A 22,630-nucleotide genomic window follows, 5' to 3' on the forward strand; every position below is an offset into this window, starting at 1 on the left:
CTGAGCCACGGCCGGGCCCCCTTCCCTCCCCGCCGGCACCGGTCGGTAGCACCAGAGATCAAGGGAGATCACGTGTATACGGTCATACGCAGAACGGGCCGCCGGCCCCGAAGATGGGCCGGCTCCCTTGCCGCCGGCATCCTGCTCCTCGCGCCCTTCCTCACGGCTCCGGCCGCCTCCGCCGCCGAAACCCCGGCCGCGACGATGATCAACGAGACGTTCGACGCTCAGACGACCCCCGCGAACTTCGGTTTCCCGGTCGGGGCCGCCATCGGCAACGGCGTACTGGATGTCACGAAGGGCATGGGCAACTACACGACGTCCGTGCGGCCGTTCGCGTCGTCGATCGTCCAGGAGAAGACGCTCGACCTGCGGTTCGACTGGAAGACGGCCATCGCCAGCACCGGGATGAAGACCGGTCTGGAACTGCGCGACACCGCCGGACGCCTTGTCTTCGGCATCGCCGCGACCAGCGCGGAGTTCCGCTACGCCGCGACCGGTCCCGACTCGGACTCCACCTCGGCGCCGGACTCGCTCAACCCCACCTGGACCAAGATCAGCTTCGACCGGGCCAAGTGGTACACGGTCGATCTGCACATGGACTTCACCCTCGGCAGGGTCCAGTACACGGTCACCAGCAAGGAATCCGCACCGAAGGTGCTGGTCTCCGCCACGCAGAGCATCACGGGGCAGAACCTGGCGAAGCTCGTCGCCTGCAACTACTACGGCACCGGCGTGCAGTCGATCGACGACTTCCGCCTGACCCGCCCCGCGAACCCCGCCTACGGATCCCTCGCCGGCTCGTCCGTCTACGCCTTCGGTGACAGCATCGTCTACGGGCACCAGTACGCGCGCAGCTTCGTGAACTTCGTCGCCGAACGCGAGGGCATGACGCTGACGAAGTACGCGCGCAACGGCGCGACCGTGGGACCGGCGCCCACCGCCAGCGGTGGACAGATCCTGAACCAGGTGAAGTCGGCGAGCTCGCAGGCGCCCGACTTCGTCGTCTTCGACGGCGGCACGAACGACGCGATGGAGATCCACGACTCGCACACCTACGAGGTAGGCACCGTCAGCGGCTCCCAGGACCCCGCCACCCTCGACCCCGGCACCTACGCCGGGGCGCTCGAAACCACCATCTACACGATGCGGCAGAAGTGGCCGACCGCCCAGCTGGTGTATGTGGCCGCCCACAAGATGGGCTCGCGCGACTGGGACACCCAGCTCGCCCTGCGCCAAGTGCAGTTGCAGGCCGCCCAGAAGTGGGGCGTCACGGTGGCCGACGTCTTCGAAGACGCGACGCTCGACACGCGCGTCGACGCCCAGCGGGTGGCGTACACCTTCGACGGACTCGTGGGCGGCTACCCGGGCAGCGGCGGCAGCGGCACCCATCCGAACATCGCCGGGATCACCGACTTCTACGTCCCCGTGCTCTCGTCGGAACTGTCGCAGCTGGCCGACACGACGACGCTCAAGGCGCGGCACTCGGGCAAGTGCGCCGAGGCGGTCGGCTCCTCGACCGCGGCCGGGGCCGCAATTGAGCAGGCCGGCTGCTCGGGCGGCGACGACCAGCGGTGGCAGCTGCACGAAGTCGGCGGGGGCTACTACCAGATCCTCTCCCGGCACTCGGGACTGTGCCTGGACGTGACCGGCTCCTCCACGGCGGACAAGGCCGCGATCGTCCAGCAGACCTGCGACGGCCGCACCAGCCAGCAGTGGCGGCTGAGCGACACCGGCACCGGCTACGTCGAGATCATCGCCCGTCACTCCGGCAAGTGCCTCGACGTGGACCGGGCCTTGACGACGGACGGGGCCCGGCTGCTGCAGTACGCCTGCTGGAACGACGAGCAGCACACGAACCAGCACTGGACTCTGCAGGTCTGACATGAGGAACGCGTGCCGCCCGGTGACGGCGGACTCGGCGGCCCGCCGCACGGCCCGGACAGGGACCATGCGGCCGGCCGGGCCGGACGATCCGCAGGGCAGCCGGGCTCGACCGGCCGATGCGGTCGGCTCCGGCGTGACAGCAAGAGTCAAGGGCCCGGCCCGCCATGGCGTACTCGACAGTAGAGTACCGATGAGCGTGCGGGGCGTGGAGATGCGGCGGGGGGCAGCACGGTGGACGCGGAGCCGGGACCGAAGAGTTCGGAGCGGGACGTGAAACGGCCGAAGCCGCCGTCCGGAAAGCGTCCCACCATTCTCGACGTCGCGGCGCACGCGGGAGTGTCGCATCAGACCGTCTCGCGCTTCCTGCGGGGCAACGGAGGCATGAAGCCGCAGACGGTGGCCCGCATCGAGCAGGCCGTGGCCGACCTGGACTACCGGCCCAACCTGGTGGCGCGGTCGATGCGCACCCGCAAGTCGAACCGGGTCACCGTGGTCCTGCCGGCCATGACGACCTTCGTGCCCTCGAAGATCCTGCGGGGAGCGTCCGCCGAGGCGCAGGCGGCCGGCTACCTGCTGGACATCGTCGGCCTGGAAGGCGACGAACGGGTCAGGGGCGACCGCGTCCGCGCTCTGCTCGACTCCGGTCAGGCAGACGGAGTGCTGACCTTCACCCCCATCGGCGACCTGGAGAAGCTGGGGCTGGACCATACTCCGACCGTCGTCATAGGTGAGTACGACGACCAGATGCGGTCCCATGGCATCACGGCTGACGGCGAGCCTGCCGCCATGATCATCGATCACCTCGTCTCCCTGGGGCACCGGCGTTTCGTCCATGTCGCCGGCAGTACGGACTGGATGTCGGCACGCAAGCGACGCGAGGTCTATCTGCGGACGGTCGCCGAGCGGGGCCTGGAGAACTACGCCGTCATCGACGGTGACTGGTCCGTGCGGTCCGGATACGACGCGGCCCGGGGACTGTCGGCGGACTCCGGTGTCACGGCGGTTCTCGCCGCCAACGACGACGTCGCCATGGGCGTCATCCGTGGTTTCCAGGACCGCGGGTGGCGGGTCCCGGAGGACGTGAGCGTCTTCGGCTGGGACAACCAGGAGTTCACCGCGTACTTCAACCCCTCCATCTCCACCGTGGATCTCGACCGCGAGGCCATGGGCCGGCGGGCCATGCAGGCCCTCGTCGCCCGCATCCGCGAGGAGACCGAGCCGGAACTGCATCTGGACCTCGACTGCCGCCTCGTGCTGCGCGAGTCGTCCGGACCGGCGAGGGCGAACCACACCCTCTAGTCCGTCGGCCCCACCAACCAGCCGACGTGCATAGGGCATTCGGGCGGACGCGAGCGCCCGACGCCCCGTCCGCACTGGGCGCAACGCGCTGACCTGGCGTGTCCCCGCGCGGTCCGTGCCGGTTCCGTACCGGCCCGGAACCGGTGAAGTCTCACCAAGCACCGAAGTGTTACGTACAGAACCCTTGACCGAGATGTGGTCGATTACTACGCTCGCCGCGTGAACGTTCACTATTGCTGACGCACACAGCCCTCAACTCGGTGCGATGCTCGCGGCCAACCCCGCGGACCAGCTCGGCTCACCGACTCAAGGATCCAGCGTACGTTCACAACAACCCCTGTCAGAGCCGCTGCAGCCCATCCGGGATCCCGAAGAGCCGGGCCGACTGCCGGCACCCGGAGCGCAAGTAACTTTCGCGGTCCGCAAAGCAGACGAGTTGTGCAGTCCGCCGCCACGCGGCGAGCCGGCCGGCGTCTTACGCCGGCTTCTTGAGACGACGTTCCCCCCGTCTGGGCGCATCGCCCAGTGATGGCAGCAGAGGAGCTCCACCATGAACCACTCGTCCCGTTCGAGCAGACGTTTCCGACTTCGGGCGGTCGGGCTGACCTGTTCGGTCTTCGCCCTCGTCCTGACCGCGGGCTGCGCCGGAGACTCCTCCGGGAGCGAAGGCGGCAAGACCGTCATCCGGTTCAACTGGTGGGGATCGGACTCCCGGCACGAGATGACCAAGCAGATGATCGCGGTGTTCGAGAAGGAGCACCCGAACATCGACGTCCAGCCCGAGTACTCCAACTGGGACGACTACTGGAAGAAGCTGTCGACCAGCGCGGCCGCCAGTGACATGCCCGACGTCCTGCAGATCACCGACCCGTTCATGTACTCCTACATCGACAACGGGCAGCTGATGGACCTGAAGAAGGTCGAGGACGTACTGCACACCGACAAGCTGCCCGCGAACTCGATGGCGATGACGACCGTGAAGGGCGGCCTGTACGGCGTCCCTGCCGGCGACAGCGCCTTCGGCATCGCCGCGGACCCGGCGGCGTTCAAGAAGGCCGGCGTACCCCTTCCGGACGACACCAAGTGGTCGTGGGACGACTACGTGAAGATCTCCAAGGCCATCTCCAAGACCAAGGGCCTGGTCGGCACTGTGATGCCGCTCTACCCCAACGACCTGTATCCGTGGCTGCGGCAGCACGGCGAGGACTACTGGACCAAGGACGGCAGCAAGATCGGTTTCACCGAGGGCACCATGACCGCCTACTGGGAATGGGTCGTCAAGCTGCGTGACAGCGGCGGCACGACCAGCGCGGACGCGGCGGTCGAGGCGCTGTCGTCAGGAGCCGGTGTCGAGCAGAGCCTGGTCGCCCAGCACAAGGCGGCGATGACCGACATATCCGTGACGCAGCTCGGTGCGCTCGAAGGCGCCAGCGGACGCGAGGCCAAGCTGCTCCTCTTCCCCGGGGAGAAGGGGGCTTCCCAGGTCGGCGCCTACAGCAAGCCCGGCATCTTCTTCGGCGCCTCCGCGCGGACCGAACACCCCAAGGAGGCCGCGGAGCTGCTCGACTTCCTGGTCAACTCGCCCGAGGCGGCCAAGATCCAGAAGTTCGACCGCGGCGTTCCCAACAACCCGGACGTGCTCAAGGCGATCATGCCCGAGCTGTCAGCCACGGAGAAGCGGATCGCCGACTACCTGGGCCGTGTCAACGCCCTGAAGCCGACCGCTCTGCACCTCCCCAACGCGGAGGCCGGCCCTGCTGTCCCCGAGATCTTCCAGCGACTCAACGAGGACGTGCTGTTCAACCGTCTGTCGCCGAAGGCGGCAGCCGAGAAGTTCATCTCCGAGATCAAGTCCCAGCTCTGAGCAGCCACTTGTAGTACCGCTTCCGGAAGGAATCCCCGCCGTGTCCGATCCGCGCAGGAACGATCCGCGCATGACCAGCTTTCGCCGTCGACTGCCGGGAGTCGTCTACGGCGGGGACTACAACCCGGAGCAGTGGCCGAGGGAGGTGTGGCAGGAGGACGTCCGGCTCATGCGGGCCGCAGGAGTGCGGCTCGTGAGCCTGGGCATCTTCTCCTGGGCCGTGCTGGAGCCGGCCGACGGCCGGTTCGACTTCTCGTGGCTCGACGAGATCATGGACCTGCTGTGGGCGAACGGCATCCATGTCAACCTCGCGACGCCGAACGCCGCACCGCCGCCGTGGCTCGCCGCGGAATTCCCCGAGATCCTGTCGGTCGACCGGCAAGGAGTGCGGCACGGCATCGGGAGCCGGGGGCACTTCTGCCCGTCCTCCCCGGTCTACCGGGACCGCAGCCGCCGCATCGCCACCAAGCTGGCCGAGCGGTACGGGAAGCATCCCGCTCTGGCCATGTGGCACATCGGCAACGAGTACCACTCCGACTGCTTCTGCGACCGGTGCGACGACCGCTTCCGCACCTGGCTGCGACAGCGGTACGGCACGCTGGACGAGCTCAACCACCGGTGGGGTACGGCGTTCTGGAGCCAGCGCTACAGCCACTGGTCACAGGTGCATCTGCCGCAGCCCGTGCGCGGCTGGGGCAACCCCTCCCGTGAGCTGGACTTCTCCCGCTTCACCTCCGACAACTTGCTGGAACTCGTCACACAGGAACGCGACCTGCTGCACGGGATCACCCCCGATGTGCCGGCGACCACGAACTTCTTCGGCTGCCGGCTGACCGACAGCCACCGGTGGGCGAAGGAACTCGACGTCATCGCCTTCGACTGCTACCCCGACCCGGGAAAGCCCCACTCGATGGCCGTCGCCGCCTTCCAGTACGACCTGATGCGCTCACTGGGCGGCGGCCGGCCGTGGATGCTGATGGAACAGGCGGCCGGGGCGGTGAGCCAGTGGAAGACCAACCAGGTCAAGCAGCCCGGCCGGATGCGCCTGGGCTCCTACCAGGCCGTCGCGCACGGCTCCGACGCGGTGATGTTCTTCCAGTGGCGGGCCTCACGCCAGGGTCAGGAGAAGTTCCACTCGGCGATGCTCCCGCACGGGGGTGAGAAGACCCGGACCTGGCAGGAGGTGAAGGCGCTCGGCAACGAGCTGCGGGCCATGGACGAGGTCGCCACGGCGCGTACCGGCGCCCGGGTGGCGATCGTGTGGGACTGGCAGAACTGGTGGGCCGTGGAAGGCTGCGCCCACCCCGACAACACCTTCGACTATCGCGACACCGTGGCCCGGCACCACCGGGCCCTGTGGAACAGCCAGGTCGCCGTCGACGTCGTCACCCTCGACGACGACCTGTCGCCCTACCGCGTCCTGGTCGTCCCCAACCAGTACCTGATGACGCGTGAACAAAGCGCGGCTGTGCGGAAGTTCGTGGAGGACGGCGGCCATCTCGTCGTCTCGTACTTCTCCGGGATCGTCGACGAGGACGACCGGATCGTCGAAGGCGGATATCCGGGCGCCCTGCGCGAGATCATCGGAGCGCACGTCCAGGAGTTCTCCCCGCTGCCCGTGGGGGCCGCGGTACCGGTCCAGGCGGCGGCCGAGAAGGACGGGCTCAGCGGATTCTTCGCGACCGCCTCGGTGTGGCAGGACGACCTCGAAACGGAAACCGCCCGACCGCTCGCCGTCTACCGCGAGGGCCATCTCGCCGGCAAGGCGGCGGTGATCGAGCACGAACTCGGCCGGGGCCGTGCCGTCTACATCGGCACCCGTCTGGACGACGACGCCCTCGAGGCGCTGGTGCGGCACGTGCTGGACCTGGCCGGCGTGCGACCGGTGCACGCCGCACCGCGGGGCGTCGAGGTCACCGAGCGACGGACCCGGACGAGCGTGTACCTGTTCCTGCTGAACCACCGGCAGGACAAGGCGAACGTCACGCTCGACCGCTCCGGCACCGACCTGATCACCGGGCGCCGCGTCGAGGCCGGGGAAACGCTCGTCCTCGACGCGGCGGACGTAGCCGTCGTGCGCAGCCCAGCGGCCTCGTCGCCCCCCACCGAGCCGCCGTCGGGCGACTCCTGAATCCCGCACCCGTTCCAAGAACCCGAGGACGATGACTGTGCTCCGCAGACCCCTGAGCCGGGCGGCCAGAAAAGAAGAACGGACCGCATGGGTGTTCCTCCTGCCCTGGTTCGTCGGCATGGCCGGCGTCACGCTCGGTCCGATGATCGCCTCGCTGTACTTCTCGATGACGGACTACAACCTGCTGAGCTCTCCGAAGTGGGTGGGCTTCGAGAACTACAGCAAGATGCTCGACGACCCACGATTGCGCCAGTCCCTCAGCGTGACCTTCATCTACGTCGCCCTCAGCGTGCCGCTGCTGCTCGCGGTCGCCCTCGCCCTGGCGATGGTCCTCAACCGGGGCATCAAGGGGCTGGCGTTCTACCGGTCCGTCTACTACCTGCCGTCGCTCCTGGGCGCCTCGGTGGCGGTGGGCATCCTGTGGCGACAGGTCTTCGGGACCGACGGCCTGGTGAACAAGTTCCTCGGACTGTTCGGCGTCCACGGGCCCGGCTGGATCTCCAACCCGGACACCGCGCTGTACAGCCTCGTCGTCCTGCACGTGTGGACCTTCGGCTCCTCCATGGTGATCTTCCTGGCCGGACTGCGGCAGATCCCCGAGCAGTACTACGAAGCAGCCGCCCTCGACGGCGCCGGCCGCCTGCACCAGTTCCGGCACGTCACCCTGCCGCTGCTCACCCCGATCATCTTCTTCAACCTCGTTCTGCAGGTCATCAGCTCCTTCCAGTCCTTCACGCAGGCGTTCGTCGTCAGCGGCGGGACGGGAGGCCCCTCGGACTCGACCCTCTTCTACTCGCTGTACCTGTACGACGAGGGCTTCGGCCGGCTCCACATGGGCTACGCCTCCGCCATGGCATGGCTGCTCGTGATGATCGTCGGCGTCCTGACCGCGATCAACTTCTACTTCAGCAAGAGATGGGTGTTCTACGGTGACGGTAAGTGAGATGACACCTCTGAAGGCCGAAGCCGCCCCTTCGCCCGCTCCCGCGCCCGCCGCGCACCGATACAGGCGGGCGGCCCGCATACGCGCCACGCTCAAGCACGTCGTGCTGATCGCCTTCGGGCTCGTGATGGTCTACCCGCTGCTGTGGATGATCGCCAGCTCGATCAAACCCGACGCCCTGATCTTCCGTGATCCCTCACTGCTGCCCACGAAGACCGACTTCAGCCACTACGCCGACGGCTGGAACGCCCTCTCGCACCCGTTCGGGCTGTACCTGCTGAACTCGGCGATCGTCGTGCTGGGGGCGCTGCTCGGCAACCTGGTCAGCTGCTCCATGGCGGCCTACGCCTTCGCCCGGCTGAAGTTCCGCGGGCGGGCCTTCTTCTTCGGCATGATGATGCTGACCCTCATGGTGCCGGTCTACGTGCTCATCATCCCGCAATACGTCATGTTCTCGAAGATCGAGTGGGTCAACACGTTCCTCCCGCTGATCGTTCCCAAGTTCCTGGCCACGGACGCCTTCTTCATCTTCCTGATGGTCCAGTTCTTCCGGGGTCTTCCCACCGAGCTGGACGAGGCGGCCAAGATCGACGGGGCGGGGTACTGGCGCATCTACTTCCGCATCCTGCTGCCGATCTCGGTGCCGGCTCTGGCCACCACCGCCATCTTCACCTTCATCTGGACGTGGAACGACTTCCTGAGCCAGTTGATCTACCTGACCAAACCCGAACTGCAGACGGCGCCCGTGGCCCTGCGCAACTACGTCGACGCCACCAGCGGAGCGTCATGGGGATCCCTGTTCGCGATGTCCGTCATCACGCTGATCCCGGTCTTCCTCGTCTTCCTCGTCGGCCAGCGCTATCTCGTCAAGGGAATCGCCACCACGGGAATGAAGTAGGCCTTGGCGGTCCGGACAGTACCGCGCGGATGGCCCGCAGTCCGCGTCGACGGCGTCTGTCCTGCCGCGCTCATGCCGGGTGGCGCGGTCCGGCTCAGTGAGTCCTGTTCCGGCGAGGCAGGGGTCCTGGGGGTGGACATCCACAGCTGGTGAGGGTCATGCGGCCTGCCTTGGACGGGTCGCGCACCGCCGGGGGCCGGAGTCGACAGTTCAACTCCGCGCGCCGTTCGCCTGGTCGGCTACGACGACGGCACCGAAATCGTGCATGCCGGCCGCCGTTTCGGCATGCACGGCTGCCGGCTGCGGCGTCATGAGAACCATTGCCGCCGGACCGCTCAGCCTGCTACTGCCAGTCGTACCAACGGCAGTGATACATAGCGGAGACGTCTCAAAACTGTCGGCTCGTTGTATCGCGCCGGGTGCCGCACAGTGGATGTCGCGCCCCATCGAAGTCCTGGTCAGCGTCGGCCCGACCGGCACTGCCGGACACGCAGACCACCACGCCGGGCGGGACTGCTCACCCGCAGCAGTCGTCCACGCACCGAGCAGGGAGATCCCCCATTGTCGCGCCGCCTTCACCCGGTCCTCGGCAGCCAGGCACCGCTGCCCGCCTGCAGCGGGCAGCGGTGGACCTCACTCCCGGAGCATCCGCTTCCCGACGTCGACGACCTGCGGCACGGCACGGCGCACCCCACGCGGCCCGACCAGGACGGGCACCGAGGCACCGGCGGGCGCGAAGACATGGCCGGTACCGCCATCCGCCTTCCATCGACCGAGGGAGTGGTCATGTCCCCCGAGCCACCCGAGTCACCTGTTTCTCGACCCGAGGGATCTCCCGAGCAGCCTCCCGGGGAATCCGCGTCGGCGCCGTCCCGGCGTACGTTCATCGCGTCCACCGCCGTCGGCGGTGCTGTCGTCGCGGGCGGTCTGGCAGCGGGGCCGTCCGTGTTCGGCGCCGAGCCCGCGGACGCCGCCGAGGCGCCACCCGGCAGCCGCGTCTCCCTGACCGTCAACGGCGGGCGGCACACCGTCACGGTCGACAACCGGACCTCGCTGCTGGACCTGTTGCGCGAACACCTGAACCTGACCGGCTCGAAGAAGGGCTGCAACGCCGGTGCCTGCGGCGCCTGCACCGTCCTGGTCGACGGCCGCCGGGTGAACTCCTGCCTGACCCTGGCGGTCCGCCTGGAGGGCGCCGAGGTCACCACCATCGAGGGCCTGGCCAAGGGAGAGCAACTGCACCCTCTGCAGCAGGCGTTCATCGACCAGGACGCCTTCCAGTGCGGCTACTGCACCTCCGGCCAGATCATGTCCGGCGTCGGCTGCATCGACGAGGGACACACCGGCTCACCCAGTGAGATCCGGGAGTTCATGAGCGGCAACATCTGCCGCTGCGGCTGTTACGTGAAGATCGTGCGCGCGGTCGAGCAGACCGCTGCCGGCCGGAAATGAGGCACGGATCCCATGCATCCCTTCTCCTACACCAGGGCCGCCGGCACGCGGCAAGCCCTCGACGCGGGCCGCGCCGGGGGCCGTTACATCGCCGGCGGCACCACACTGGTCGACCTGATGCGCGAGACCGTCGAACGCCCTCGCGCACTGGTGGACATCAGCGCCCTGCCCTTGCGCGAGATCACGGTCACCCGGCGCGGGGGCCTGCGCATCGGCGCCCTGGTACGCATGTCCGGGGCCGCCGCCCACCGGGGGGTGCGCGCCCTGTACCCGGTGATCTCCCAGGCGCTGGAGCTGAGCGCGTCCGCCCAGCTCCGCAACATGGCGACCATCGGCGGCAACATCATGCAGCGCACCCGCTGCACGTACTTCCGTGACGTGAGCGCCGCCTGCAACAAGCGCGAACCCGGCTCGGGCTGCGCCGCCCTGCACGGCGTCAACCGCACCCACGCCATCCTCGGCACCTCCGACGACTGCGTGGCCACCCACCCGTCCGACGTCGCGGTGGCCTTCGCCGCCCTGGAGGCGACCGTGCACCTGCAGGGGCCCGCCGGCGAGCGGACCGTGCCCTTCGCTGACTTCCTGCTCAAGCCCGGCAGCACACCGCACCACGAACAGGCGCTGCACAAAGGTGAGTTGATTACTGCAGTCGAGCTTCCGCCCCTTCCTCGCCCGCTGCTCTCGGGCTACCTGAAGGTGCGTGACCGGCAGTCCTACGAGTTCGCGCTCACCTCGGCGGCCGTCGCCCTGCACATTCGCCGCGGAGTCATCCAGGAAGCGAAGGTGGCCGCCGGAGGCGTGGGCACCGTGCCGTGGAAACTCACCGCCGTCGAGCGGCAGCTCATCGGGAAGCGGCCGTCCGACGCCCTGTGGACCCAGGCCGCCGCACGGGCCGCCGACGGGGCCCGGCCCCTCCAGCACAACCGCTTCAAAGTCGAGTTGCTCAAACGAACCGTCGAGCGCCAGCTGCGCATCGTGGGAGGTGGCAGGTGAGCCGGCAGCCGCAGGCAGCCGTCGGAGCACCGCTGTCCCGGGTCGACGGACGACTGAAGGTCACCGGCCAGGCCAAGTACGCCGCCGACCACGACATCGACGGCGTCGTCCACGCCGTCATCATCGACAGCACCATCGGCCGCGGCCGTATCACCGGCATCGACACCCGCGCCGCCGACGCCCAGCACGGCGTCATCGGCGTGATCAGCCACCTCGACAAGCCCACGCTGGCCTACCGCGACAACCCGGGACCCATTCCGGGCCGGCGGCTGCGTGTCTTCCAGGACGACGCCGTCCGGTTCTTCGGCCAGCCGGTCGCGGTCGTGGTGGCGACCACGCTTGAGTCAGCGCAGCACGCCGCCGGCCTGGTCGAGGTCTCCTATGACGTCGAGCAGCCGTCGACCGACCTGACCCGCAGCCCGGCCGTGGACGGGCCCGCGCCCTTCGCGCGGCCCTACGCGCGGGGCAACGCGACGGATGCGCTGGGCGCCGCGGACGTCCGGCTGGAGATGACCTACCGGCTCTCGCGCAACCACCACAATCCGATGGAGACGCAGGCCACCATCGCCCGCTGGGACGGTGACAAGCTCACACTGTGGGACAAGACCCAGCACGTGATCGGCACGCGCAACGAGCTGGCTGCCGTGTTCGGCATACCGCAGGAGAACGTGCGCGTCCTCTCGCCGTTCATCGGCGGTGCCTTCGGCAACGCCCTGCGGGCCTGGCCGCACGTCACCATCGCGGCCCTCGCCGCCCGCGAGACCGACCGCCCGGTGAAACTCGCGCTGACCCGCAGGCAGATGTACTTCACGGTGGGCTACCGGCCCGCGTACGAGTACAAGCTGCGGCTGGGCAGCACCCGGCGCGGGCGGCTGACCGCGATGACGCACGAGATGAAGTACGAGACGTCCCGCTACGAGCAGTTCTGGGAGGCCAACCAGGCGCTCGGGCAGATGCTCTACGCCGTGCCCAACGTCAGCCAGACGGTCAAGATCGTGCCGCTCGATGTCAGCACCCCACAGTGGATGCGCGGCCCCGGCTACAGCGGCTCCGCCTTCGTCATCGAGACCGCGGTGGACGAACTCGCCCACACGCTCGGCATCGATCCGATCGAGCTGCGGATGCGCAACGAACCCGGCGAAGACCCGTCCACGCAGCAGCCCTTCTCCACCCGGCGACTGCGTGAGTGCTTCCGTGTCGGCGCCCGTGAGTTCGGCTGGCACCGGCGCAACCCCAGGCCACGGTCCACACAAGACGGCGACTGGCTCATCGGCACGGGCGTGGCCACTGGCTGCTACGACGTCTTCCGCGGCCAGGCCCAGGCCCACGTCAGGCTCGACGCCGACGGCACCGCGGTGCTCCAGTCAGCGACCCACGACACCGGCACGGGCACATACACCTCCATGACCCAGGTCGCAGCCGACGCCTTGGGCCTGGCCGTACACAACGTCGAGTTCCGGCTCGGCGACTCCGCCATGCCGCCGGCCCCTGCCCAAGGCGCCTCACAGACCATGCTCAGTGTGGGATCCGCCGTTCAGGACACCTGCGACAAGCTGCGGCAGCAGGCCATCAGGCTCGCGGTCGAGGACGAGCGCTCACCGCTGCACGGGGTCGAGGCCGACGACGTCGTGGTCCGCGGCGGACGGCTGCACATCAAGGGCGACGCCGCGCGCGGGGAGACCTACCGGCAGCTCCTCACCCGCAACAACCGCACCCACTTGGAAGCGCGTGGGTCGTACACCCCGGAAGCGGAAAGCCGGTTCTCGATGTACGGCTACGCCGCGATGTTCGCCGAGGTCGCCGTCGACGCCCGGCTCGGCCTGGTCCGGGTGCGGCGGATGCTCGGCGTGTACGACGCGGGGCGCGTCATCAGCCCCAAACTCGCCGAGAGCCAGGCCATCGGCGGCATGGTGGGCGGCATCGGCTCGGCCCTGCTGGAGCACACGGTCACCGACCACCGCGACGGCCGGATCGTCAACGCCAATCTCGCCGACTACCTCGTGCCCGTCAACGCCGACGTCCCCGACCTCAAGGCCGTCTACCTCGACGGGGAGGACTACAAGGCCGCCCCCATCGGCGTGAAGAGCCTCGGAGAACTCGTGCAGATCGGTGTGGCACCCGCCATCGCCAACGCGGTCTTCCACGCCACCGGACGCCGCGTCCGCGAACTGCCCATCACCGCTGAAGCCCTGCTGTGAACCCGGGCGGCAGGGGCCCCCTCCCGCCACGTGGACGGGTCCTGAACGCCGTCCCGCTGATCGGCCCGCCACCGTGCCTCCTGATCCCCCGGTCGGCACGGTGGCGGGCTTCCAACCGCCTCCAGGAGAGCCACTCATGCTGAACATCGCGGACACGTTGTACCGCTGGTGCCGCGAGAACCGCCCCTTCGCCCTCGCGACCGTCGTCCAGGTCAGCGGCAGCGCACCCCTGCCACCCGGCACCGCACTGGCCGTGGACACCACGGGCGCGGCAGTCGGGAGCATCTCCGGAGGATGCGTGGAAGGCGCCGTCTACGAACTGTGCCAACAGGTGCTGGAGTCGGGCGAACCCCCGGTGCGCAGCCGTTTCGGCTACTCCGACGACGACGCCATCGCCGTGGGCCTCACCTGCGGCGGCGAGCTGGAAGTCCTGGTTCAGCGGATCGATCCCGCCGGCCGGCCCCATCTCACCACCGCCCTGGAGGACGTGCTGGCAGGCATGCCCGTCGCCGTGGCCCAGGTGGTGGACGGTCCGCAGCGCCTTCTCGGCCGCACCCTGTCCGTTCTCGGGGGCGGCAGCGCCTACGACGGGACACTGGGCGACCGGAAGGAGGACCGCAGGGTGGCCACGCAGGTGCGCGCGCTGCTGCGAGCCGGCCGGACCGCCCGCATCGAGATCGGCGGGGACACCGGCATCCGTCCGGAGAAGCTGACGCTTCTGGTCCACACCCGAGCGCCCCGGCCCCGCATGCTGATCTTCGGCGCAGTCGATTTCGCCGCCGCCCTCAGTCAGGCGGGACGCTTCCTCGGCTACCACGTAACCGTCTGCGACGCCCGTCCCGCCTTCGCCACACCCGAGCGCTTCCCCCACGCCGACGAGGTCGTCGTCGACTGGCCCCACCGCTACCTGGAGCACACGGAAGTCGACGCCCGTACCGCGATCTGCGTCCTCACCCACGACGCCAAGTTCGACATCCCCCTGCTGCGCCTGGCCCTCGGTCTCCCGGTCGGCTACATCGGTGCGATGGGCTCCCGGCGTACCCACGAGCACCGCCTCGAGCGTCTGCGTGAGGCCGATGTGCCCGAAGAACACCTGTCATTCCTGCACTCGCCGATCGGACTCGACCTCGGCGCCCACACCCCCGAGGAGACAGCGATCTCCATCACCGCCGAGATCATCGCCCACACCCACAACGGCACCGGTCTGCCCTTGTCCCGCGTCCCCGGCCCTGTCCACGGTTCCGCCCCGGTGGCCCCGATGGCACCGGCCTCGGTGCCGGCCGCATGACGGCCCGCGCCGAGCCGCCGCCCGCTCGCGACGAGCCACGAGAATCGAGAAGACCGAGGAACGGTCCGGCCCGGCCTGCTCACCGACGACGAGCGGGTCGGCGCGCAGCGCCGTCACCTGGCCGACCCATGGCTCAGCCCTGCCGCTCCATGTCCCAACCGGCCAGCATGCGCAGGGCTTCCTCCGACCGTGAGCCCGGCTCCGCGTGGTAGGTGTTCAGCCGCATGGGGGCGCCCCCCGGCAGCGCCATGGGCTCATGGACGAGGTCGAACTCTCCCGCCAGCGGGTGCCGCATGCGTACGACCTCGCCGACACTCCCACAGCTCACCTCGTGCCGTGCCCACAGCCGCCGGAACTGCTCGCTCCTCTGCGTCAACTCGCGGATCAGCGACGAGAGATATGCGTCCTCGGGACTCTTGCCGGCGTTTCTCCGCAGAACGCCGGCGACTCTCGCAGCCATGCGGTCCGGTTCGGCGAACCGGTCGCGCGCATCGGGCGAGAGGAAGATCAGCCGGGCCACGTTCCGCTCCTCGGGCGGCAGTTGCGCCCAGTCCCCGAACACGGTGGTGGCGAGCCGGTTCCATCCGAGGATGTCCAGGCGCCGGCTGACGACGTAGGCGGGTACGCCGAGCGTGTCGAGGAGGTTTTGGACGGTGGGCCGTAGCCGCTGCGGCGGGGGCGCGGCCTGCGGTGTGCGGCTCCGGTCGGGCTGGGCCAGCCGGATCAGATGGTCCCGTTCCTCCTCGGTCATGCGCAGGACGTGGGCCACGGCGTCCAGCACCTCGGCCGACATGGTTTCGCCGTACCCCTGTTCCAGGCGCGCGTAGTACGCGTATGACACTCCCGCCAGCTGCGCCAGCTCCTCGCGTCGCAAGCCGGGTACCCGCCGCCGCTCGTACGAGGGCAGACCGATGTCTTCGGGCTTGAGCCGGGCCCTGCGAGAACGCAGGAACTCCCTGAGCTCGGCGCGCCGGTCAAGTCCGGCTATCACCTTGTCACCGGGCGCCACATGTGAAGACATCACTGTCCTCCATTTGTCAAACGTGATCGCAGATGCGAAGCAGCGTAGCTTCTCCGGCTGGCCGGCGCGCAGCCCGACTGAACTGCGCGCCCCCCGAGGTGTGTAGCCGGTCGCCGCGTCCCTGGTCCTGCTATGCGCCGGACGGAAGGCCCTTGACGGCAACACCGCCGCTGACGCCGCTCATGATGGCGTTGATGATGCCCTGCTGGGTCACCGCGAGGGAGCGCCGGTTGAACAGCCCGAACCCGTACCGATCGGTCGCACCGTTGTCCCAGTAGATGGTGGCTGCACCGTACTTCTTGGCAGTGGCCGTGACGGCCCGTGCGAAGTCCGCGCGATACCGGTTGTTCGACGCGTCGAAAGCAGACTTGTCGATCGCACCGTATTCGCCGACAACCACCGGATATCCCTTCGTGGCGAATGTGTCGTACATCAGCTTCAGCTGCGCATCCAGATAGTCTTCCTGTCCCCACGTCGACGTTTTCGATGGACTGGTCGCCGCTCGTCCCCATTGCGTGATGGTGCCGTTCTCTTCCCCGGCGAAGTCCCAAGGAGCGTAGTGGTGAACGGAGATCATGATCCGCCGCTCATTGGCGGGAATGGAGGGGGACCGGTACTGGTCGGACGGAAGCGTGAAGCCGTAGTTCCCCGCGGTGTAATCGATGTTCGTGTTCCAGCCGGCAACGAGGAGCCACCTTGAGCTGTTGTTTCCGCCGGTCTTGCGCACGGTGTCCACGAAGATCTGGTTGTAGCTGTTGATGTTCGAGTAGCACGGTTGGGTCGGGCGGCCGTACTGTCCGTCGAACTCTTCGTTCATGGACTCCAGGATCAGGCGCTGGTCGTAGTTCTTGAACTTGTTCGCGATCTGCTGCCAGGCCTTCTGATACTTGGCCTTGATCGTCGCTTGGGAGGGCGAATCGCAGATCAGCCAGGAGCCGTTGATGGTTTTGTAGCCGTCGCCATGCATGTTGATCATGACATGCATACCCCTGTTGTAGGCGTAGTTGACGACTTCTTGGACCCTGTTCAGCCAGGAGGGATTGATCGTGTAATTCGGGCCGGGACCTATGTGTCCCAGGTAGGAGACCGGGATCCGGATCGTTCTGAACCCTGACGCCCGCACTTTGTCGATGAGGGCTTGCGTGACGGTCGGCTGGCCCCACGCCGTTTCGCTGGGGTACCCGTTGGTGTTGGCTTCGAGTTGGTTCCCCAGATTCCATCCCGCGCCCATGTCGGCGACGATCTGCGAAGCGCTCGACCGTGCAGCGGTATCGGCCGATGCCTGATGCGTCGCGCCGTACACAGTTGCGGCAACCGTCAGCAGGACGGCAAGCAGAACGGCTCTGATCTTCCCTGCTTGTGAAACCATGAGCTTCCTCTCTCTCTGAGAACGTACACAGTCCAGGGGCGCGGCTGACCTCGCGGGCGGCCGGGAAGTGGCCGGAGCAGCGGCGCGCCCGTGCTGGGGGCGGGGACCGGGCGCCCCGCAGTCGCGCGTCGATGGGGCGCGCATCCCGCACGGCCCCGGATGCGCCACGACACGGCCGACGCGCGCCCGGGGCAGTGCCTGGTCGCTCCTCAGCTGAGGACGGATTCCCAGGTGGTGGTGCTGGAGGTGGCGTCGGCGCGAAGGCGGTCGCGGGCCGCGGTGTCGCCGTACAGACTCCACCGCATCCAGTCCACGAACGTGTTGATGGTGCGGGAGTCGCCGAAGTAGTTGCTGTGGCCGGCGCCGCGGAAGGTGAGGAACGCCTTGGCGGCGGGCAGTTCCCGATACGCCTGACGCGCGGAGGAGATCGGGCACGTTCCGTCCCGGTCGCCGTGCATGAACAGGACCTTGGCGCGGACCGACGGGCTCGGGTTGCCCATGTCCACACAGGACATGGGGACCGCGGCGGTGATCCGTGCGTCCGGCCAGGCCGTCAGCAGGCCGTGGGTGGTCATGCCGCCCATCGAGTGACCGGAGACGCCGACTCCGACCGCTGTGTTGATGTGGCCGGCCAGCGGGTCTCCGGCCGTGTTCAGGGCGAGGGTCCGGGTGATGACCTCGGAGACGTCCTTGGACTGGTTGCCGTCGCGGACGTCTTGGCCGCTGAGGTTGGCGAAGTGGGGGGCGGGGACGATGAACCCCGCCTCGGCCAGGGGGCGGATCACCGCCAGGGACTTCTGCGGGCTGCTGCTGAAGCCGTGCATGAACTCACAGACCGGGAAAACGCCCTGGGCGACGGGGGCGTTGGCGACCGGGGAACCACCGGGGGCGCCGGCGGCGGGGTAGTAGACGTAGGTGGTCCACCGGCGGCTGCCGCGGCTCCAGGCGTACTGGCGCACGCCGACCGCGAACCGCCGGGTCGGAGCGCCGGCCCTCGCGGTGGCACCTGCTTGTCCCGTGCCGAGCAGGGACATGCCTGCGCCCGCGGCTCCTGCTGCGCTCAGGGTGAGGAAACTACGCCGTTGCATGGTCATGAGGACTCCTGGTGTGGGGGGTGCGGAGCGCTGCTCGGTCAGGTGCCGGGAAGAGGCATCGGCGATGCCGCGGCGGTGACGCTGACCGAGGTGGTGGGGGTGGCAGCCGTGGGGGTCGTCAGGTCGGCGTATCGCGCACGGTGGAGGACGTTCCGGTCCTGCCCGTGGGGCGGTGACCGTGGTGGTGAGCGGTGCGGTGTGGGCCTTGCGAGCAGGCACGGCGAGCCGCTCAACACCGGCCGACCGGTGACTCGATCAGGGAAGAAGCCCTTCGCGCCCACCTGCCCGCCCTGATGGGGAGGTGGGAATTCGGCGGAAGCGTCGCAGCGGAGTGCCTCTCCTTCCCACTCGTCGCGTGCTGCGCTTCTGGGAGCGTTCCCACATGGTCTTGCAACAGTCAGAGTCCCGATCGGGTGCCGATCTGTCAATCATTGACGCCCAACTCTGTTGCCTTCGACGCGCATTCGACAGATCGCGGGGCGGGAGAGCGTCGCGTGGCCGCTCCGCGGACCGCCCGATCACGCTCGCGGCCGTCCGCCTCCGTGTGCACGACGACCAGCGGCCGGTTGCGGCGCTGCCGTCAGCCGTGGCCGATACCTGCGCTCATGCCGGCGATCGTATGGGCCCTGATGTCGAGGTGCGGTCCCTCCGCGAATCGGGTCGCCACAGCGCGGACATGATCCTGGGCCGGCTGGAGGAGACCGTCGTACACCGCGACGCAGACTTCCCGTGCCCGTGACCGGGGCCAGCCGGGCGGCAGCAGCCCGATGGGGAGCAACGGGTCCAGGATGGGGAAGTGCCGGTAGGCGTGCATGACCTCGGTCCGGGCGCGCACCGCGTCGGCACCGGTGACGCCGTCGGCGCTGATGTGCGGAAGCAAGCCGCTCCAACGGCTGATGAAAGCCCGGTAGTGCTCGGCGATGCCGGGCAGGTCCCACGCCTCGACCGGGTTGCGGTCAGCCTCCGTATCCAGATCCTCCTGCCGCGCGCGGAACACGGTCACCGCTCCCCGCGCCAGGTCGGCCACCTCGATCCGCCCCTTGGGGGTCAGGGGGTGCGGCGACACCCAGAGCGCGTCGTACAGTGGCGCGAATCCGCGCCAACGCAGCGCGGTGCGCAACGCGCGCCGCCGGGTGCTCTCCTGTTCCGGGACGGAGAAGGCGATCAGTGTCCACTGTCCGTCCCATGAGTCGGGTTGAGTGGTGAAGGTGGCGATCGAGCCGGCGCCGCTCCACAGGTCGACGGCGGCCTCCGGTGTCAGCCGGTAGGAGCTGTACCGCCCGTGCCGGCTGCTCTCCAGCACCCCTCGGCGCATCAGCCTGCTGATCGTCGTACGGGCGGCGCCCGCGGTCACTTGGAACTCACCGAGCAATGCCACGATCGCGGCCGACGGCAACCACGCCCGGACGGGGAACGTGTAGTCGGCGATCAAGGTCACCGCGAGTCCCTGCGGCGAGACGCTGCTGTGCCAGCCGGGCGACCGCACGGGCCCGAAGGCGCCGTCACCCTCGTCGGAGAAGATCTCCTCGAGGTTGGCCAGGTTCGGCAAGGTCGGCTCCGACGCGGTGGACACGGTCGACATCACTTCAACGGGTGCGATAGCGCCGGGTGGAGGTCCGCCGCCATTGCTCCACCCGGCGGGACCTCCGCGCGCCGGTGAAAGCGTCGGGGCAGTGCCCGGGTGCGTTACACCGGTGTACGTGGAGGGCGGCGGCAGCGAACCGGGGTGGCGAAATCGGTGTCCTCAGGGGCGTGGTGGTGCCTGCCGTCAGGCGCGGCGCGGAAGCGGTCCTCGGGTGTTGAGATCCGGTCCGGCACGCGCGTGCGCCGCATGCGCTGCCTCACCGCCGCCGTTCATCCGGTCGCGAGGTCTTCCAGGGCGTCGCGTTCCATGGCGGCGGAGGCCGCGACGACGCCGCCCATGACGGCGCCGCTGACGCCGGCCGACGCCACGTCCTGGCCGGTGAGGAGGAGGCCGGGGACGTGGGTGTGGGCGCCGAGGTCACGCAGGGCGAACCGCTGCGGGGTGTGGGCGAGAGACATGAAGTCGCCCCTCTCCCTGCCGAGGAAGTGGTTGAAGCTGAGCGGCGTCGCCAGTTCGGTGTGGTCGATGCGGCCCTGCAACTGGGGGCAGGAGCGGAATACTTGGGCCAGTAGTTCCTCGGTCAGCCTGTCCTCGAGGCGCTCGTAGTCGGCGCCCCTGCGCATCCACGCGCTTCCCGCGTACGGCTCGAACAACGACCAGGTGGTCAGGCCCGCGATGTCGATGGTGGTGCGTCCCGGATAGCGGCTTTCCCACGAGGGGTCCTTCAGGGACGGGAAGGCCCGCGGACCACGGCCAGGTCTCGGCGGTCCCGGGCCCCGGAGCGAAGCCCGCGTCCGCGTCCGACTGACGTCAGGTGCGAGCCGGGGATCTGAGGAGCAACTGTGATCAGGCGCCTGTTCGGAGGCCTGCAACAGCCTGGTTCGTGTGAAAGTGCAGGCCGGGAGGCTTCTTGTCGGAGTGAAGCGATGTTCCTCACAGTCTTCGAGTCGGGTGCGTGCCAGTTGTAAAGTGAAGACCGCCCTTGACCTGCAGAAAGCTGGCAGGGAGCCGTCTTCCAGGAGTCCAAAGTGCTGCGTACTCTGTTCAAGTCCAAGATCCACCGAGCCACCGTCACCCAGGCCGACCTGCACTACGTGGGATCCGTGACCATCGACGCCGATCTGCTCGACGCCGCCGATCTGCTGCCCGGCGAGCTCGTGCACATCGTGGACATCACCAACGGCGCCCGGCTGGAGACGTACGTCATCGAGGGCGAGCGCGGTTCCGGCGTGATCGGGATCAACGGGGCCGCCGCCCATCTCGTCCACCCCGGCGACCTCGTGATCATCATCAGCTACGCCCAGGTGACGGACGCCGAGGCGCGGGCACTCACCCCCCGGGTCGTGCACGTCGACGGCGACAACCGGATCGTGGCCCTGGGTGCCGACCCGTCCGAGCCGGTGCCCGGCTCGGACCAGCAGCGCAGCCCGCAGGCCGTCGGGGCCTGACCGAAGCAGAGGAGGAGCGTGGCGATGAGCGACCCGGAGACCGGCGACCCCGAGATCCGCGACGACCGGGCGGCGGGCCGGCTGGAGGCCGTGTCCGGTGGTGAAGTCGTCGGCCGCGTCGAGTACTTCGTGCTCGAGAGCCCCGAGCGCGCCCTCGTGCCCGTCCACACGGTCGTCGAGCCCGCTCACGAGGGCAAGGGCATCGCCGGTTCGCTCGCGCGCGAGCTGTACGCCCTCGCCGGCCGCGAGCACCGTGCGGTCGCCTCGCTCTGCCCCTACGTCACCAAGTGGGCCGAACGCCACCCCGACGAGGCCTCGCCCGCCGGTCAGGACCTGCTGGCGGCGGCGAAGGACTGGCTGAGGGCCCACCCCGGGCGCTTCTGACGACGGGCGGCGGAGCGGGCGGCGGCCCGGACCCACCGCCCGGGCCGATCGCGCCGGCCTGCCGTCGGCAGGAGGGGCGCACCTCCTGGTGGGACGCGTCCCCGCGCCCCCCTGCGGCTGCTGCTGACGACGGGCGGCATGGGCGGGCTGCGGTCCGGTGCCCACCGTCCGGGCGGGTGCGCGCTGTCGGGCCGTGGCCGGGCCCCCGCCGGTCGATCGCCGACAGGTGTCGGTGCACCTCCTGCCGGGGCGCGCCCGGCAGGAGCCCGTGCTGCCCCGGCACATCGTGGCCCGTCCTCCGCCCGCTGCCCCGACCCCCTACCCCCACCTGGTCCCCTCCCGTCCTGCGGGGGAGTGACTGCGGAAGCGAGTGCCGGGTAGGCGGGGGATTGATCCAGAGCCGGAGTCGTCCCACTGGCTGGAGGACCTGATGACGAACCCGATTCCCGACCCCGTGCCGCCGGCGCCGACACCGGGCCCGGATCCCCAGCGCCCGGACCCGCACCCCGACCCGGTGCCGAACCCGCAGCCGCCGCCGGGCCCGGAGCCGATCCCGCCGCCGCCCGCGCCCACCCCGCCGCCGGGCCCGACCCCGCCGGCGCCCCCGGGCCCCGACCCCGTGCCGGGCCCCGACCCGTCGCCGATCCCGCCGGGACCGGATCCCGTACCCAACCCGGAGCCCGGCCCGCCGCTGTCCTGACCCGATCTCGACCCGTACGCGAACGGGGCGGTGGACGGCACATCCTGCCGTCCACCGCCCCGCGCACGTCCCTCAG

Annotated in this window: 18 protein-coding genes; 13 read left to right on the plus strand and 5 right to left on the minus strand. The window is 69.2% G+C overall.

Features of this window, described 5'->3' with window-relative positions; genetic code table 11:
* Positions 1 to 72: 72 nt before the first annotated feature.
* The 10 genes from ACIRDU_RS09975 (at position 73) to ACIRDU_RS10020 (ending at position 14,953) form a co-directional block, all read left to right on the plus strand.
* Positions 73 to 1,884 (plus strand): RICIN domain-containing protein, encoded by a 1,812-nt coding sequence (locus ACIRDU_RS09975; RefSeq protein WP_403576606.1) that lies wholly within the window; start codon positions 73 to 75, stop codon positions 1,882 to 1,884.
* Between the two features lie 273 nt (positions 1,885 to 2,157).
* A complete protein-coding gene (locus ACIRDU_RS09980) occupies positions 2,158 to 3,186 on the plus strand; it encodes a LacI family DNA-binding transcriptional regulator (RefSeq protein WP_403576608.1) in 1,029 nt (342 codons plus the stop codon).
* Between the two features lie 550 nt (positions 3,187 to 3,736).
* Entirely contained in the window at positions 3,737 to 5,050 is a 1,314-nt protein-coding gene (locus ACIRDU_RS09985; RefSeq protein WP_403576610.1) for an ABC transporter substrate-binding protein, read from the plus strand.
* Positions 5,051 to 5,120: 70 nt separating this feature from the next.
* Positions 5,121 to 7,181: a beta-galactosidase gene (locus ACIRDU_RS09990; protein ID WP_403576612.1), complete on the plus strand. Its 2,061-nt coding sequence runs from the start codon at positions 5,121 to 5,123 to the stop codon at positions 7,179 to 7,181.
* 31 nt (positions 7,182 to 7,212) lie between these two features.
* Positions 7,213 to 8,124, plus strand: coding sequence for a carbohydrate ABC transporter permease (locus ACIRDU_RS09995; protein ID WP_403576614.1), 912 nt, complete (start codon positions 7,213 to 7,215; stop codon positions 8,122 to 8,124).
* Between the two features lies 1 nt (position 8,125).
* A complete protein-coding gene (locus tag ACIRDU_RS10000; RefSeq protein WP_403576616.1) occupies positions 8,126 to 9,022 on the plus strand; it encodes a carbohydrate ABC transporter permease in 897 nt (298 codons plus the stop codon).
* A gap of 786 nt (positions 9,023 to 9,808) precedes the next feature.
* Positions 9,809 to 10,474, plus strand: a complete 666-nt coding sequence (locus ACIRDU_RS10005) for a (2Fe-2S)-binding protein (RefSeq protein WP_403577370.1) — start codon at positions 9,809 to 9,811, stop codon at positions 10,472 to 10,474.
* 12 nt (positions 10,475 to 10,486) lie between these two features.
* Positions 10,487 to 11,467, plus strand: a complete 981-nt coding sequence (locus ACIRDU_RS10010; protein WP_403576618.1) for an FAD binding domain-containing protein — start codon at positions 10,487 to 10,489, stop codon at positions 11,465 to 11,467.
* On the plus strand, positions 11,464 to 13,665 hold the full coding sequence (locus ACIRDU_RS10015) for a xanthine dehydrogenase family protein molybdopterin-binding subunit (RefSeq protein ID WP_403576620.1): 2,202 nt from the start codon (positions 11,464 to 11,466) through the stop codon (positions 13,663 to 13,665). The genes ACIRDU_RS10010 and ACIRDU_RS10015 overlap by 4 nt, the downstream gene beginning before the upstream one ends.
* Before the next feature lie 136 nt (positions 13,666 to 13,801).
* Positions 13,802 to 14,953 carry an XdhC family protein gene (locus ACIRDU_RS10020; protein WP_403576622.1) on the plus strand — a complete coding sequence of 384 codons (1,152 nt, stop codon included), beginning with the start codon at positions 13,802 to 13,804 and terminating at the stop codon, positions 14,951 to 14,953.
* 133 nt (positions 14,954 to 15,086) lie between these two features.
* Here the strand turns inward: ACIRDU_RS10020 and ACIRDU_RS10025 are convergent, their stop codons facing one another.
* From ACIRDU_RS10025 to ACIRDU_RS10045, 5 genes are all read right to left on the minus strand, one after another.
* Positions 15,087 to 15,974 carry a helix-turn-helix domain-containing protein gene (locus ACIRDU_RS10025; protein WP_403576624.1) on the minus strand — a complete coding sequence of 296 codons (888 nt, stop codon included), beginning with the start codon at positions 15,972 to 15,974 and terminating at the stop codon, positions 15,087 to 15,089.
* A gap of 130 nt (positions 15,975 to 16,104) precedes the next feature.
* Positions 16,105 to 17,343: a glycoside hydrolase family 5 protein gene (locus ACIRDU_RS10030; RefSeq protein ID WP_403576626.1), complete on the minus strand. Its 1,239-nt coding sequence runs from the start codon at positions 17,341 to 17,343 to the stop codon at positions 16,105 to 16,107.
* 209 nt (positions 17,344 to 17,552) lie between these two features.
* Positions 17,553 to 18,437 (minus strand): alpha/beta hydrolase family protein, encoded by an 885-nt coding sequence (locus ACIRDU_RS10035; protein ID WP_403576628.1) that lies wholly within the window; start codon positions 18,435 to 18,437, stop codon positions 17,553 to 17,555.
* 580 nt (positions 18,438 to 19,017) lie between these two features.
* Entirely contained in the window at positions 19,018 to 20,019 is a 1,002-nt protein-coding gene (locus tag ACIRDU_RS10040; RefSeq protein WP_403576630.1) for a PaaX family transcriptional regulator C-terminal domain-containing protein, read from the minus strand.
* A 272-nt stretch (positions 20,020 to 20,291) separates the two neighbouring features.
* Positions 20,292 to 20,645, minus strand: a complete 354-nt coding sequence (locus tag ACIRDU_RS10045) for a hypothetical protein (protein WP_403576632.1) — start codon at positions 20,643 to 20,645, stop codon at positions 20,292 to 20,294.
* 405 nt (positions 20,646 to 21,050) lie between these two features.
* Between ACIRDU_RS10045 and panD the strand changes: the two genes are divergently transcribed.
* The 3 genes from panD to ACIRDU_RS10060 all read left to right on the plus strand — a co-directional run bounded on the left by panD (position 21,051) and on the right by ACIRDU_RS10060 (position 22,554).
* Positions 21,051 to 21,470 carry an aspartate 1-decarboxylase gene (gene panD, locus ACIRDU_RS10050; protein ID WP_097222217.1) on the plus strand — a complete coding sequence of 140 codons (420 nt, stop codon included), beginning with the start codon at positions 21,051 to 21,053 and terminating at the stop codon, positions 21,468 to 21,470.
* Positions 21,471 to 21,494: 24 nt separating this feature from the next.
* Positions 21,495 to 21,854: a GNAT family N-acetyltransferase gene (locus ACIRDU_RS10055; protein WP_403576634.1), complete on the plus strand. Its 360-nt coding sequence runs from the start codon at positions 21,495 to 21,497 to the stop codon at positions 21,852 to 21,854.
* A 430-nt stretch (positions 21,855 to 22,284) separates the two neighbouring features.
* Positions 22,285 to 22,554, plus strand: a complete 270-nt coding sequence (locus tag ACIRDU_RS10060) for a hypothetical protein (RefSeq protein ID WP_403576636.1) — start codon at positions 22,285 to 22,287, stop codon at positions 22,552 to 22,554.
* Positions 22,555 to 22,630 lie beyond the last annotated feature (76 nt).

The sequence above is a fragment of the Streptomyces sp. NPDC093598 genome (assembly GCF_044764825.1).
GTDB lineage: Bacteria > Actinomycetota > Actinomycetes > Streptomycetales > Streptomycetaceae > Streptomyces.

What these genes read in the sequence shown, in the direction of transcription:
- ACIRDU_RS10020 (WP_403576622.1), top strand. Translation starts at nt 13,802, where the DNA reads ATGCTGAACATCGCGGACACGTTGTACCGCTGGTGCCGCGAGAACCGC.
- ACIRDU_RS10010 (WP_403576618.1), top strand. Translation starts at nt 10,487, where the DNA reads ATGCATCCCTTCTCCTACACCAGGGCCGCCGGCACGCGGCAAGCCCTC.
- ACIRDU_RS10055 (WP_403576634.1), top strand. Translation starts at nt 21,495, where the DNA reads ATGAGCGACCCGGAGACCGGCGACCCCGAGATCCGCGACGACCGGGCG.
- ACIRDU_RS10035 (WP_403576628.1), bottom strand. Translation starts at nt 18,437, where the DNA reads ATGACCATGCAACGGCGTAGTTTCCTCACCCTGAGCGCAGCAGGAGCC.
- ACIRDU_RS10030 (WP_403576626.1), bottom strand. Translation starts at nt 17,343, where the DNA reads ATGGTTTCACAAGCAGGGAAGATCAGAGCCGTTCTGCTTGCCGTCCTG.
- ACIRDU_RS10060 (WP_403576636.1), top strand. Translation starts at nt 22,285, where the DNA reads ATGACGAACCCGATTCCCGACCCCGTGCCGCCGGCGCCGACACCGGGC.
- ACIRDU_RS09995 (WP_403576614.1), top strand. Translation starts at nt 7,213, where the DNA reads ATGACTGTGCTCCGCAGACCCCTGAGCCGGGCGGCCAGAAAAGAAGAA.
- ACIRDU_RS10000 (WP_403576616.1), top strand. Translation starts at nt 8,126, where the DNA reads ATGACACCTCTGAAGGCCGAAGCCGCCCCTTCGCCCGCTCCCGCGCCC.
- ACIRDU_RS10040 (WP_403576630.1), bottom strand. Translation starts at nt 20,019, where the DNA reads ATGTCGACCGTGTCCACCGCGTCGGAGCCGACCTTGCCGAACCTGGCC.
- ACIRDU_RS10025 (WP_403576624.1), bottom strand. Translation starts at nt 15,974, where the DNA reads ATGTCTTCACATGTGGCGCCCGGTGACAAGGTGATAGCCGGACTTGAC.
- ACIRDU_RS09990 (WP_403576612.1), top strand. Translation starts at nt 5,121, where the DNA reads ATGACCAGCTTTCGCCGTCGACTGCCGGGAGTCGTCTACGGCGGGGAC.
- ACIRDU_RS09985 (WP_403576610.1), top strand. Translation starts at nt 3,737, where the DNA reads ATGAACCACTCGTCCCGTTCGAGCAGACGTTTCCGACTTCGGGCGGTC.
- ACIRDU_RS10045 (WP_403576632.1), bottom strand. Translation starts at nt 20,645, where the DNA reads ATGCGCAGGGGCGCCGACTACGAGCGCCTCGAGGACAGGCTGACCGAG.
- ACIRDU_RS10005 (WP_403577370.1), top strand. Translation starts at nt 9,809, where the DNA reads ATGTCCCCCGAGCCACCCGAGTCACCTGTTTCTCGACCCGAGGGATCT.